General features: G+C 31.3%; 15 protein-coding genes. 10 read left to right on the top strand and 5 right to left on the bottom strand.

Translation table 11 applies throughout. From position 1 onward, the window contains the following. The first annotated feature begins 196 nt into the window (after window positions 1-196). The 5 genes from ACA31_RS08595 to ACA31_RS08575 all read left to right on the top strand — a co-directional run bounded on the left by ACA31_RS08595 (window position 197) and on the right by ACA31_RS08575 (window position 5,223). Window positions 197-931: a DUF402 domain-containing protein gene (locus tag ACA31_RS08595; protein WP_057512917.1), complete on the top strand. Its 735-nt coding sequence runs from the start codon at window positions 197-199 to the stop codon at window positions 929-931. Window positions 932-1,145: 214 nt separating this feature from the next. After that, window positions 1,146-2,000: a LysR family transcriptional regulator gene (locus ACA31_RS08590; protein ID WP_057512916.1), complete on the top strand. Its 855-nt coding sequence runs from the start codon at window positions 1,146-1,148 to the stop codon at window positions 1,998-2,000. 95 nt (window positions 2,001-2,095) lie between these two features. Further along, a complete protein-coding gene (locus ACA31_RS08585; RefSeq protein ID WP_057512915.1) occupies window positions 2,096-3,304 on the top strand; it encodes a sugar efflux transporter in 1,209 nt (402 codons plus the stop codon). 6 nt (window positions 3,305-3,310) lie between these two features. Further along, window positions 3,311-3,799, top strand: a complete 489-nt coding sequence (locus ACA31_RS08580; protein WP_057512914.1) for a DUF456 domain-containing protein — start codon at window positions 3,311-3,313, stop codon at window positions 3,797-3,799. Between the two features lie 263 nt (window positions 3,800-4,062). Next, the gene (locus ACA31_RS08575; RefSeq protein WP_057512913.1) at window positions 4,063-5,223 is read left to right on the top strand and encodes an MFS transporter; all 1,161 of its coding nucleotides are present in this window, start codon (window positions 4,063-4,065) and stop codon (window positions 5,221-5,223) included. Window positions 5,224-5,590: 367 nt separating this feature from the next. On the opposite strand, the gene ACA31_RS08570 is transcribed toward ACA31_RS08575, so the two are convergent. Next, window positions 5,591-6,274, bottom strand: a complete 684-nt coding sequence (locus tag ACA31_RS08570) for a DUF1129 family protein (protein WP_057512912.1) — start codon at window positions 6,272-6,274, stop codon at window positions 5,591-5,593. 95 nt (window positions 6,275-6,369) lie between these two features. On the opposite strand from ACA31_RS08570, the gene ACA31_RS08565 reads away from it, so the two are divergent. The 4 genes from ACA31_RS08565 to ACA31_RS08550 all read left to right on the top strand — a co-directional run bounded on the left by ACA31_RS08565 (window position 6,370) and on the right by ACA31_RS08550 (window position 8,444). After that, window positions 6,370-6,840 carry a GNAT family N-acetyltransferase gene (locus tag ACA31_RS08565; protein WP_057512911.1) on the top strand — a complete coding sequence of 157 codons (471 nt, stop codon included), beginning with the start codon at window positions 6,370-6,372 and terminating at the stop codon, window positions 6,838-6,840. A gap of 42 nt (window positions 6,841-6,882) precedes the next feature. After that, complete coding sequence (locus ACA31_RS08560) at window positions 6,883-7,095, top strand: SA0632 family lipoprotein (protein WP_057512910.1); 213 nt, start codon at window positions 6,883-6,885, stop codon at window positions 7,093-7,095. A gap of 378 nt (window positions 7,096-7,473) precedes the next feature. Further along, window positions 7,474-7,770, top strand: a complete 297-nt coding sequence (locus ACA31_RS08555; protein ID WP_002508354.1) for a hypothetical protein — start codon at window positions 7,474-7,476, stop codon at window positions 7,768-7,770. A 98-nt stretch (window positions 7,771-7,868) separates the two neighbouring features. Then, window positions 7,869-8,444, top strand: a complete 576-nt coding sequence (locus ACA31_RS08550; protein ID WP_057512909.1) for a GNAT family N-acetyltransferase — start codon at window positions 7,869-7,871, stop codon at window positions 8,442-8,444. 146 nt (window positions 8,445-8,590) lie between these two features. Here the strand turns inward: ACA31_RS08550 and ACA31_RS08545 are convergent, their stop codons facing one another. After that, entirely contained in the window at window positions 8,591-10,021 is a 1,431-nt protein-coding gene (locus ACA31_RS08545) for an aminotransferase-like domain-containing protein (protein WP_057512908.1), read from the bottom strand. Window positions 10,022-10,202: 181 nt separating this feature from the next. Between ACA31_RS08545 and ACA31_RS08540 the strand changes: the two genes are divergently transcribed. After that, window positions 10,203-10,820 (top strand): LysE/ArgO family amino acid transporter, encoded by a 618-nt coding sequence (locus tag ACA31_RS08540; RefSeq protein ID WP_057512907.1) that lies wholly within the window; start codon window positions 10,203-10,205, stop codon window positions 10,818-10,820. Between the two features lie 234 nt (window positions 10,821-11,054). Here the strand turns inward: ACA31_RS08540 and ACA31_RS08535 are convergent, their stop codons facing one another. Genes ACA31_RS08535 through ACA31_RS08525 form a run of 3 tightly spaced genes read right to left on the bottom strand, consistent with a single transcriptional unit; the run spans window position 11,055 to window position 12,795 of the window. Then, the gene (locus ACA31_RS08535; protein WP_057512906.1) at window positions 11,055-11,621 is read right to left on the bottom strand and encodes a TIGR00730 family Rossman fold protein; all 567 of its coding nucleotides are present in this window, start codon (window positions 11,619-11,621) and stop codon (window positions 11,055-11,057) included. Window positions 11,622-11,623: 2 nt separating this feature from the next. Continuing rightward, a complete protein-coding gene (locus ACA31_RS08530; RefSeq protein ID WP_057512905.1) occupies window positions 11,624-12,088 on the bottom strand; it encodes a YaiI/YqxD family protein in 465 nt (154 codons plus the stop codon). Between the two features lie 5 nt (window positions 12,089-12,093). After that, window positions 12,094-12,795 (bottom strand): hypothetical protein, encoded by a 702-nt coding sequence (locus ACA31_RS08525; protein ID WP_057512904.1) that lies wholly within the window; start codon window positions 12,793-12,795, stop codon window positions 12,094-12,096. Window positions 12,796-12,803: the final 8 nt, after the last annotated feature.

The following is a 12,803-nucleotide window of genomic DNA, read 5'->3' as shown; positions in this document are numbered from 1 at the left end:
ATTTATAGAATTTTCAGAAAAATATAGATAAAATCTATCAAACTTTATTATAATTGTCAATTTCGCTTTTACACTATGAAATATAGTACAATAATAATAATTAAATTCGTGATACAAAATGGAAGACGTTCAGTATAATCCATAAGATGACATAAAGTAAACAGTTTTATATAATAATGACAAGGAGTTGGTGACAGTGAAAGTAAAATATATTGATAAGCGTCACTGGCGTCGTATCATTGACAAAGAGTATACAGAAGTCAAAGTAAACAACAACAAGTTCAAGGGTATTATTGGTTTAGTGACGATGAAAAAAGTACGCGAACCATTAGAGGTGACAGTGGTGGGCCAAGATATTGTTGTTGCGGATGATAACTATCAATGGCTACAAATCTTGCCCGAAAAAAAACGATATAGCATTACAGTGATGCTAGATGACAAGGGCAACCCATTAGAATATTACTTTGATATAAATATTAAGAATGTTACACAAAAAGGAAACGCACGTACAATAGATTTATGTTTAGACGTACTTGTATTGCCAAATGGAGAATATGAACTTGTAGATGAAGACGATTTACAGCGTGCCTTAGATCAAGGACAAATTACTAAAAAGCAATATCATGAAGCATATATTATTGCACATCAATTAATGATAAAAATTGAAGATGATTTTTCAACTATGAAAGATAAAATTATGTATTGTTATTACAAGATTAAACAAAAATCAAAAAATCAAAACCTACCATTACATGGTAAAACCAAGCATAATGAGCAAAAGCATAAACATAAACAGAACAAACATAAACCGTACAATCCACAAGTCCATAAACATCCAAGTAAGCATATTAAAAGTGAAAACCACAATCAACAAAGTGACAATCAAAACCAAAATCATTCAACGCAGCGCGACTCAGAGCCAGAACATTAAACTAATATGTACCTATATAATTGAATGATACAGGGATTGTGAATCGGTGTATGAGTATTATGTGAATCATGTTATAGTGACACTGCTAGATGATAAATGTTAAAGAAGGTATATCATTTTAAAATTGAAATTATAATATGAAATGTTTTGTAAAAATGAATAATAATCAATAAATGAAGTGATTAAAAGTGCTTTTAAAATATAGGGGGATAATATGAAGATTGACGATTATCGCTTGTTAACCACTTTAGATGAAACAAGAACACTAAGGAAAGCAGCAGAAATATTATATATTTCACAACCTGCAGTAACACAACGTTTAAAATCAATTGAAAATGCTTTTGGTGTAAATGTTTTTATACGTACTAAGAAACAATTGATTACCACAACAGAAGGTTCTATGATTATAGAGCATGCAAGAGATATGCTGAACAAAGAGCGCTTATTTTTAGATAAAATGCAAGCGCATATTGGCGAAGTCAATGGTACGATTTCAATCGGCTGTTCTTCATTAATCGGACAAACTTTATTACCGCAAGTATTAAACTTATTTACACGCCAATTTCCTAATGTAGAAATTCAAGTTCAAGTAGGTTCGAGTGAACAAATTAAAGCAAACCATAGAGATTATCATGTGATGATTATACGTGGTAATAAAATGATGAACTTAAGTAACACCCATTTATTTAATGATGAACACTATTTTATTAATCCTAAGAACCGTTATGATGATGTTGATAAAATGCCCTTTATTGAATTTCAAGCAGATCCAATTTATATTAATCAAATTAAAGAGTGGTATGGGAGTCAAATAGGTCAAGATTATCATGCTATGATTACTGTTGATCAAGTGGCTACATGTAAAGAAGTGTTGTTAAATGGCGTCGGTGTAACAATTTTACCTGAAATCATGATGAAGCATCTAGACCGTGATCAGTTTGAATTTAGACGTGTAAATATAGATGAAAAACCATTAATTCGCTCTACATTTTTAAGTTACGATGCTAGCATGCTACAATTGCCTCAAGTAGAATCATTTGTTAATTTAATGATGGAATATGTTGAATAACATCAATGAGAGCTAATACATAAACAATTATACATTGCTTATTTAAGTGATATACAAGAATTAATACCTAATTTATTAGAATAGAGGTTTGTTATATGTTTAGTGCTTTATTACATATTAAGAACTACAAACTATTTGTAGTTAATATGATGCTTTTAGGTATGGGAATTTCAATCACTGTACCTTATCTCATTTTATTTGCGACCAATGATTTGGGTATGACTTCTACACAATATGGTCTGTTATTAGCATTAGCAGCAATCAGTCAATTTATAATGAATACGATTGTTGCACGCTTTTCTGATACACACAATATAAATAGGAAAGTCATAATTATTACAGCACTGTTAATGGGTGCTGTCAGTTTTTCTATTTATTTCTATATTCATCAAATATGGATATTTATTGTTATGTATGCCGTTTTTCAAGGGTTTTTCGCGCCTGCAATGCCTCAAATGTATGCTTCAGCTAGAGAGTCTATCAATGCTTCAGCTTCAAGAGATAGAGCGAAGTTTGCTAATGCCATATTGCGTTCCATGTTCTCATTTGGATTTTTATTTGGTCCGTTAATCGGCGCTTTATTATTAAATGTAAATGGTTACGCAGGGTTATTTATTGGAACTGTTACCATTATTTTATTTACACTGATGTTACAGGTATTCTTTTTTAAAGATATTAAAACAAAACAAACCACAACTGAAGTGACTCACGTTGAGGTGAAAGCCCCTAACATGTTACAGGATAAGGTATTATTAGTTCCATTTTTAGCCTTTATTTTATTACATATCGGACAATGGATGTATACATTGAATATGCCATTGTTCGTGACTAAATATTTGAATGAATCTGAAGGATATGTAGGCGGTTTAGCCAGTCTATGTGCAGGTTTAGAAGTTCCATTTATGGTTGTGTTAGGTGTTTTATCAGCGAAACTAACGACGCGTTTTTTACTGATGTTAGGCGGACTGTTTGGTGGACTGTTTTACTTTAGTATCGGCATATTCGAAAGTCTGGTGATGATGTTTGTGGGCCAAGTATTTTTAGCTATTTTCTTAGCAATATTACTTGGTTTAGGCATTAGTTATTTCCAAGATATTTTACCAGATTTTCCAGGATACGCTTCTACACTTTTTGCTAACGCGATGGTGATAGGTCAGTTATGCGGGAATTTATTAGGTGGAATTATGAGTCACTGGGTAGGTTTGGGTAATGTATTCTTCGTATCAGCGACAGCTATATTTTTAGGTATGATATTAATATACTTTACGAAAGATCAAAAATTCACAGAAGAAAGTATGGAGTAGATAAAAATGACAATAATTTTATGGATATTAATTATCGCATCATTCATCTTAGCATTTGTAGGTTTAATTAAACCTATTATTCCATCAGTGCTTGTATTATGGATAGGATTTTTAATTTATCAATTCGCATTTCATAATGGTAATTTATCATGGATATTCTATATATCAATGATTTTATTCACCGTGTTTATTCTAGTAGCCGATTTCATCATGAACAAATATTTTGTGAATAAATTTGGTGGTTCTAAGCTCAGCGAATATGCGGCACTCATTGGCGTAATCGTAGGTTGCTTTGTATTTCCACCATTTGGAATCATTATTATTCCATTTATTGCGGTACTAATCGTTGAAATGATACAAGAACCTAACTTTCCAAAGGCTTTAAAAGCAAGTTTTGGGTCCATCGTAGCGTTTTTAGCGAGTGCTGTTGCGCAAGGAATTATCATGTTTATCATGGTAGTGTGGTTTTTTATTGATGCATTACTAATTAATTAAAATTAGCGAGTTAGCTATTGTCATAAGAAGGGTGATTAAGTGTTCTAAGCACTTTTAACTTTCGTTTGACGATTGCTAACTTTTTTATTTTTTTAGTCGTATTATGATGTAAAGCGATCCATTAAATGAATACACTTAAATTGAATGTAAGCGAATTAATTTAAAAAACAGAAGAAAATCAAGCAATACCCTTGTTTTTGGTAACTGAATTTTAGTATAATCACAAAATGTGTGAAAAAATAAGAATTTGGAAGGGAGTCAAAATGAAATATCCAATTGCTATATGGATGCTTGCAATCGGTGCGTTTGCAATAGGTATGACAGAATTTGTAATTATGGGGTTATTACCTAATATTGCACGGGATTTTGACGTAACTGTAAGTCAGGCAGGACAACTTATAACTGGCTATGCATTAGGTGTTGCAATCGGCGGACCTATCATAGTTATGTTGACAATTAAATGGAATAGAAAATATTTACTACTCGCACTAATGGGTATTTTTATATTAGGGAATTTTGCTGCTTCATTTAGTACGAGTTATGGATTTATGATGACGAGTCGTATTATTACATCGTTAGCTCATGGTTCATTCTTTGGTATAGGCTCTATTTTAGCTGCGAATATGGTGCGGCCAGAGAAACGTGCAAGTGCAATGGCGCTAATGTTTATGGGATTAAGTTTAAGTAATATTTTAGGTGTACCATTTGGGACATTAATAGGTCAAAACTTTGGATGGCCGATGACGTTTATCATTATTTCTATTATAGGAACATTAGCACTTATAGGTATTATTATTTTTGTGCCTATGCAACGTGAAACGATAAAATCATCAATGAAAAAAGAATTACAAATTTTAAAAGAAAAACGTTTGTGGTTAACTTTAGCTGTGACATTATTTGGTTTCAGTAGTGTGTTTGCATACTTCACTTATATTTCTACAGTATTGACTGATGTATCAAATGTTCAAGAAAATCTAATTTCATATTTATTAATTATTTTTGGTGTAGGTGTTACATTAGGTAACGTCGTAGGTGGTAAACTTGCGGATTGGAATTTAAATAAAGCATTACAAATTATTTTTTCTATCTTTATCATTTACTTCTTACTATTATACTTTATACAAATGAATGGTTTCTTTATGGTAGCAGGTATATTCTTCTTTGGTTTAATCGGCTTTAGTATGAGTCCATCATTACAATTTAAAAGTACGATTATTTCTAAAGATGCACCTACGCTTGCAAGTACATTAAACCAATCTGCATTTAATTTAGGTAATGCACTAGGCGCCTTTATTGGTGGTGTCGTCGTGACGAACTTACCGATAGCATCATTAAGCTTAATTGCCCCAATATTGACTGCAATCGGTCTGGTATTCTTGTTTATCAGTATCGCTGTGGAAAGAAAAGAAGGCATGGCACCATAATAACAATGTATATCAAGTAACAAGAGGTATAAGCGCATAGGATAGAATTATCTGTGCTCAGAATAAAAAGTCTCAGACGTAGACAAACCAAATGCTATAAAGGCATTTGGTTTGTTTTTTTATGTGTTTTTCCTTAAGGTAAGCTTTTATTATTACTTAACAAAGTCTGAGGCTTTATGGGCACACTAAGACCTCATCATTAGTATTCGAAATAGTGATGAGATCTTTTTATTTTAAAATATTTCACTTTTGAAACTGGATGCGAGTTGCACGTATAAACTCAGTCAGTAATAATCATTAATAGGTGCAGACTTTATTAATAGGCTGGGAGTTGTATCAAATAGCCATCGTTATTCAAACACCAAGATTATAAAGATGTGTTTGTATCTTTATTTGTATAATGATGATCAATAAATAAAGCGATGGGTATAATGAAAAATGAGATTATAATAAAGGACCAATTACTTATTAATATATAAGGGCCAAATGCTAAAAATGATTGGGGAATGAAAAATACATAAAATATTGCGTATAATAGTAATAAAATGACGACATACGTTAATATCCATGTCCAATGTGATTTTGTAAAACATTGCATTTGAACAGTTCGGAATATCATCCATATAAATAGAAAAATGATACCAATACCAATAAGTATGACAAAAGGAAATGAATATAAATATAATCGCTTCGCCCCAATGAAAAAGCCAATAAATCCTTTGAGAAAACAAAATATACCAAATAATAAGAAGATATGCTGAATAATGTATTTGAAAATATTTAAAATTGTTTCATTCGGTAATTTTTTGAGCTCATTTTTGGCGTGTGACTTAGGATCATGTTCGAAGAAATCCATAGCGAGTATACCTTCTTTTTCAGCTTCCAATAATTGATTTAAAATACGATTCAACATTTTTTCAGAATCGTGAGGGTTAACACTTAAATCTGATCGGACGTATGTCATGTAATTTTCGAAAGCATCTCTATCTGTATTATTTAATCGCAAAGCTTTCACATTATTTTCTCGCATTAATTTGTCAGTAGATTTCATTTGAATTTCGCAGTCCTTTTTATAGAATGTAATGATAAGGCTTATTATGACGAATATAACATTATAAATCAACAGTACTTTTTAAAGGAGAAAATATGGAGAAACTTTTACTTAAACAAAAGCAATATATTACTGAAATCGCAGACATACATGAAAGTGAGCTTGCAAATCAAAATATAGATTATAGTAAAACTCGTTTATCTGTTGGACTACGTGAAGAAATGATAAATTATGGGCTTAAATATAATACAGATTTAATATGGCTTGAAACACAGAAGGAACAACTTATAGGTTTTATTTGGGCGCGCTATTTGAAAGATTATAATAAAGTGACCATAGAAATGCTATATATTAATGAAGCATTTCGTAAGCAGGGAATTGCTACGCGTTTTAAAAATGAAGTCGAAGCATGGGCACAAGCACAAGGCGCTCAAAAAATTGAAAGTACAGTGGCCAATCACAACGTTGGGATGCAACAATTAAATCTAAATATGGATTATCATGTAAGTAAAGTCATAATGACTAAAAATTTAAGGGTAAATAATGAAGATAATAGAGAAAAATGATAAAATTAGTTTATTATAATGGTATGAAAAAGGAGTATTTATATGAAAAAGTGTTTAGCACTCTTATTAGCATCGACGATTGCATTAACCGCTTGTGGTAAAGATGATGAAAAAGCTTCTTTAGAAAAAGATATTGATAAATTAGAGAAGAAGAATAAAGATTTGAAAAAAGAAAAAGAAAAACTGGAAAAAGAACAAGATAAACTACAAGATCAGTCGAAAAATTTAGAGAAAGAAATCAATGCTGAAACATAAAATATAGGATATTAAGGCATTATTTATTATTTTTTTCATGCTTAACCTAGAGTAATAAATAACGAATTTGATACAAATTGGCGAACAAATTTCCTGAAAAATGAAATATTAGTTGTATAACATATAGAAATCACATTTAATGATATTTTAGATGATATTTCTTTATTTCCTAGGAAATCATTGTATTATGGTTTTAGTAATTGCTATAATGGGTATCATTAAACATAATACAGATTAATATAAAACATACAAAATAAATTTTTAAAATATGAATTTTGGAATATGGTCGATTATTATTCAGTAATATTCACTACATAGGACAAATGTAAGAATGAAGTAGATTAATAAGTCGTCTATATAGAAAGAGAGGTAAGCATTATGCATGAACAAGATTTTAATTTATTAGAAGGTCGTTCAATTACTTTACCAGAACTAGGTAGAGAATTAGAAAATATTACAGGTAGAGAAATAAAAGATTCAACAGGTGAGATCAAACGCGTGATTGCGCATTTGCCTAACTTTGAATCTGATACAGATACGTTTGTTGCCACTTATAAATTAAACCATAAAAATGATTTTATCGATGCAACATTTACTGCACCAAAAAGTGAACGTAATCGATTAAAAGAAGTAGCTGTTAATCTTGAATTAATTAGCTATATTACAAGAGCATAATCAAATTTTAAAAAACGATGTGGTAGCGCGATATGAAAAGATTCATAACGCGTTACTTTTGTATAGAAAATTATTTTTCCAGTATAGAGGTGTAACATATGACAGTTTATATTGAAACTGAACGTTTAAGGTTACGAGACTGGCAAGAAGAAGACTTATTATCATTACAACAAATGAATGCGAATCAACAAGTTCGTAGATATTTTCCGAGCTTATTAAGTTATCAACGTTCAGAACACGATATGAATAAAATGAATGAAATGATATTAGATGATGGCATTGGTTTATTTGCTGTAGAACTTAAAGAAACTAATGGGTGGTTAGGTTTTATAGGATTGAATTATGTAACAAAAGCGTGCAAGTTCCCATTTGAAGAGTTGCCATTTTATGAAATTGGTTGGCGACTCATTCCAGAAGTTTGGGGTAATGGTTTAGCTACTGAAGGCGCAGAAGCGGTATTGAAGTATGCGAAAGAACAAGGTTTAAATGAGGTATATGCTTTTACTGCGGAAAGAAATGAACCTTCACTCAAAGTCATGGAAAAAATAGGTATGGAAATTTATGATTATTTTGAACATCCAGAGTTAAGCAAACATCATCCGCTTAATAGACATGTAAGATATTATAAAAATTTAGCTATGTCAGGTGATGAAGGCCTAAAGTCAAGTAGTTAAATGTGATGTGAAGTAAGCAGTTTATCTGAATATGTTAGCGGATATAAATGCGAGAATTTGTGAATATACATGAATTTAGTGTAAAAATAATAGATCTCATCATTAGTAATGAACCTAGTGATGAGATTTTCTTTTTTTAATATTACTTAATTTAAAGCAGTGGGTGTTTGAAATTGAATCAATTCACTTAATATTTTTAATGCCTTGTCTATATCATTGATATCTATATATGAATAAGAAAAGCGTATATAATTTTCGGATTTTGAATCATATATTTCTCCGGGATTTATTAAAATTTTGTGTTTTATGGCTTCATTAAACAATTTTTTCATATCAATAGGTACATTTAATTTAAACCATATATAAAAGGATCCTTTTGGTGTTTTCCAAGTGCCTAGAGAACTTAAATGATTGTCCAATGAATGTAAAAATACATCTCTTTTATTTAAAAGTTCTTGTTTCAATTTTATTAAATGTCCTTCATGGTAGGAAGGCGTATTTAGCCATTCAGTAGCTACGAATTGTGAAAGTGAACTTGCTCCATAATCATTTTGCATTTTTAAGTCAGCTAAATGTTGAACTACAGAAGGTTTTCCTATAATCCAACCAATTCTCAAGCCAGGACTCACAGTTTTAGACAAGCTATTGAGATATAATATATTATCGTTATCTTCAAAAGATTTTAAAGGAAGTGGACGTTCTTCATCAAAACATAAATCGCCATATACATCATCTTCTACAATTGGTATTCCAGCTTTTTTGCATTGAGTGATCAATTTTTGTTTTTCATCTATTGTATATGAATGCGTGGTTGGATTATGTAACGTAGGAATACAATAAAAAATACTATTATTGTATTCTGATGTTGCATTAAAAACATTATTAATATTTCTTTTTATTTCAAAAATAGGCATATATTTAATATTCGCTCTAATATTATGCCAAGTACGTATAGAATTAATGTATGATGGCGTTTCTATAATGATTTTGGATTGCGGGACGAGCAAGCCATCAGCAATTAACTTTAGGCCTTGCAAAGCACCGGAAGTGATGCAAATATTATCCTCATTACATATTATGCCTAATTCTTTTACATGATTTGATATAGCTTGTCTTAATTTTAAACTACCTTGTGGATGCTCATAGTTTGAATTAAGTAAGTCTTTTTCACCTGTAGAAATAATTTCTTTGAATTTTTCATTTGGAATTAAGTCTGGGCTAAGTTCTCCAGTACTTAAGCGAATTAAATCATCTTCAAACTCTAATTTATTAATCTTTTGTATAAAGTATTGGTTGTTTTTTGATCTACTATTACTGATATACTTTTGCCAATTTATATTGTTATTTATATAAGTGTTCCACTTGTTGTCTGAAAGATAAAGCCCACTTCTTTCTTTTCCTTCTATAACACCGTAACTTTGAAGAATATCTAACGCTTGTATAATAGTTGAACGATTTACATCGTAGTAGTTAGCCATTTCCCGTTGAGATGGCAATTTCATACCATGCTCAAATGTCTTATCATTTATTTTTGAAATGATATCATCGATAATTTTTTTGTATTTGGGTTTGAACATATATACGCTCCTATTTAAACTCTGGTTGGTATTTTAATTGATTTCTGGTTGGTCCGATTTTCTTGAATTTATTATAGTATAGTACTTATAGACCTTATAATCGTATATTATCAACGGAAAACATTTTAATACTGGTCTGGTTTAATTTTGAAAATTTAAAATTGAGAAACGAGGAATAAACATGTTTCAACCATTAGCTCATGGATTTTTACTAGCATTGGGATTGATTTTACCATTGGGTGCGCAAAATGTGTTTGTATTTAATCAAGGTGCCAACCATAAAAGTATATATAAAGCGTTACCCGTAATTATTACAGCAGGTTTGTGTGATACGTTACTTATTGTGTTAGCAGTGTTGGGTGTGTCGGTTATTTTACTCACATTTCCTATGCTGCAGATATCAATATATTGTATAGGTTTAGTTTTTTTAATATATATGGCATGGTCGTTATGGAAAGCAAGGCGAGATGAATTGAAGCGCTATAGACCAATGACAGCGAATAAGCAAGTTGGTTTTGCGATTTCTGTATCGCTACTGAATCCACATGCAATTATGGACACAATTGGTGTCATTGGAACAAGTGGGGCCGTTTATGATGGTATGGATAAAGTCTTGTTTACTATTTCAACTGTAGTTATATCATGGGTTTGGTTTTTCTTTTTAGCAATTTCTGGAAAAATGATAGGTCATATTGATAAAACAGGTAAATACATTATGATACTAAATAAAGTATCTGCTATTATAATTTTAATTGTTGCGGTTATGATTCTAAAGCAATTAATAACGCTTTTACTATAGGATGATGATGTGTAATGAGTGTTCGAACTTTATTATTAGAAAATACTTAATAAAATAAAAGTGGGAGCGGGACAGAAATAAAAAATAGATTTCTGTCCCGCTCCCACAAGGGTGACTAGAAAAAAGAATATAAGGATTAAAGCGCTTTTAAACAAGTGCATTTAGATATGAGACAGCTACCTTTATTGAAGTTTAGGATTGATAGCCTAACGTTATTTTTTAAATAAGGTATATTTAATCATAAGTTCTAATGCCGAGTGGTTTATAATGGTTTATCGTTTCGAATAGTGATTCTTTCGTATTGCACAAAGGGGCAAGGTTTTTGTATTTAGAATCTATAAAACCTTCTTGAATCATGTGATTTAGAAGTGTTTGTAAGGGATTGAAAAAACCATTGATATTAAATACGGCAATAGGTTTCTCGTGAATACCGATTTGAGACCAACTATACATTTCAAAGAATTCTTCTAATGAACCTGCACCACCCGGAGCCATTACAAATGCATCAGCTAATTCAGCCATTTTATTTTTCCTTTCGTGCATAGAATCTACTAATATCAGTTCGCTTAATTTTCCACTTGTGATTTCTTTTTCATTTAACATATTTGGCATGATGCCTACAGCACGACCACCATGGTCTAATACACCGTCTTGAATAGCACCCATGATACCTACAGAACCAGCACCAAATATTAATTCATAACCTTGTTCGGCCATATACTTACCCAACTGGTAAGCTTCAGTAATATAGGTATCATCGTTTCCTTTACTGGCACCACAATAAACCGCAATGCTTTTCATATTTATTCCTCCTTGTTCGACATTTGATTTGAAATTATAGATGAAAAGATGGATTCAAACTCAGCTACATCTTGTTCAGTAAAAGCTGAGGGACCTTTTGTGCGTCCGCCACTCCTTCTAAATTGAGCACTCGCATGACGTTGCTCTAATAATGTGTCTATGTTTTGGTGCGTGTAAATGTAACCTTTATGATGCATAACAATTTTCGTCTTGTTTAAAAGTAAGCTAGCTAAGCCGTAGTCTTGTGTGATCACAATATCACTAGGGCGTACTAGTTTTACAATTCTAAAATCAACAGCGTCTGGTCCGTCGTCTACATAGATAATATTCACGTGGTCTGGTTGTACTACAGTAGAAAAGTGACTGAAGCTGCGAACAACGGTAACAAAAATGCCTGTCCCTTCAGTCAATTCAATTACTGAATTGGTTACAGGACAAGCATCTCCATCAATAATGACTTGTGTCATTAGGGTTATTTACCATTTTCTTCTTTGTTTTGTTTAACAACACTTTTGGCCACGTAGTCTTTATATTTTTTGAATTCAGATAAGCGCGCTTTTTTGTTTTTCTCTTGCGCTTTTTCTTCTTCTTTATGACGTTTGTCTATATTTTTTTGCAGTAATTTATCAAGCTTGCTTACTTCTTTGCGATTTTCTTTTTCTAGTTTTTCGCCTTTTTTCTCTGTTTCATCATCAAGTTTACCTGGAGTTAATCCAACTTTTTCCATGTGCTTATTTGATTTTTTCATGTCTTTGATACGTTGTTTCATATTATCTTGACGTGCTTTTTCTTCTTCTTTATGACGTTTGTCTATATTTTTTTGCAGAACTTTATTCATTTTGTCTGCTTCTTTGCGATTTTCTTTTTCTAATTTTTCGCCTTTTTTCTCAATATAGGCTGGGTCATGTTCTTTCGCAATACGTTTAAGTTCACGTTTTTGATCCATGTCATGTTTTTTATCTGCAACATAGTCTTTTGCGTGAGAAGATTTTTCTACAACATTATCTTTAACGCGTACAGATTTATCTGCAACTGTTTTAGAAGCACTAACTGTTGCGTCACTTACTTTTTTCACATCAGGGTGATCCTTAATACGTTTGCGTTCAACGATTAGCGGTACTAAAAACACAGGTGCTATTGTGATGATTGTTTTGATTAATTGCTTTTTGTCCATACTCGTTG

Source organism: Staphylococcus sp. NAM3COL9 (genome assembly GCF_001431205.1).
Taxonomy (GTDB): Bacteria; Bacillota; Bacilli; order Staphylococcales; family Staphylococcaceae; genus Staphylococcus.
This window is presented reverse-complemented; position numbering and strand designations above follow the sequence as displayed.

Coding starts and splice junctions, on each gene's coding strand:
- ACA31_RS08530 (WP_057512905.1), bottom strand. CDS start 12,088: ATGACACAAGTCATTATTGATGGAGATGCTTGTCCTGTAACCAATTCA.
- ACA31_RS08550 (WP_057512909.1), top strand. CDS start 7,869: ATGACAGTTTATATTGAAACTGAACGTTTAAGGTTACGAGACTGGCAA.
- ACA31_RS08570 (WP_057512912.1), bottom strand. CDS start 6,274: ATGAAATCTACTGACAAATTAATGCGAGAAAATAATGTGAAAGCTTTG.
- ACA31_RS08555 (WP_002508354.1), top strand. CDS start 7,474: ATGCATGAACAAGATTTTAATTTATTAGAAGGTCGTTCAATTACTTTA.
- ACA31_RS08590 (WP_057512916.1), top strand. CDS start 1,146: ATGAAGATTGACGATTATCGCTTGTTAACCACTTTAGATGAAACAAGA.
- ACA31_RS08525 (WP_057512904.1), bottom strand. CDS start 12,795: ATGGACAAAAAGCAATTAATCAAAACAATCATCACAATAGCACCTGTG.
- ACA31_RS08540 (WP_057512907.1), top strand. CDS start 10,203: ATGTTTCAACCATTAGCTCATGGATTTTTACTAGCATTGGGATTGATT.
- ACA31_RS08565 (WP_057512911.1), top strand. CDS start 6,370: ATGGAGAAACTTTTACTTAAACAAAAGCAATATATTACTGAAATCGCA.
- ACA31_RS08545 (WP_057512908.1), bottom strand. CDS start 10,021: ATGTTCAAACCCAAATACAAAAAAATTATCGATGATATCATTTCAAAA.
- ACA31_RS08580 (WP_057512914.1), top strand. CDS start 3,311: ATGACAATAATTTTATGGATATTAATTATCGCATCATTCATCTTAGCA.
- ACA31_RS08535 (WP_057512906.1), bottom strand. CDS start 11,621: ATGAAAAGCATTGCGGTTTATTGTGGTGCCAGTAAAGGAAACGATGAT.
- ACA31_RS08585 (WP_057512915.1), top strand. CDS start 2,096: ATGTTTAGTGCTTTATTACATATTAAGAACTACAAACTATTTGTAGTT.
- ACA31_RS08560 (WP_057512910.1), top strand. CDS start 6,883: ATGAAAAAGTGTTTAGCACTCTTATTAGCATCGACGATTGCATTAACC.
- ACA31_RS08575 (WP_057512913.1), top strand. CDS start 4,063: ATGAAATATCCAATTGCTATATGGATGCTTGCAATCGGTGCGTTTGCA.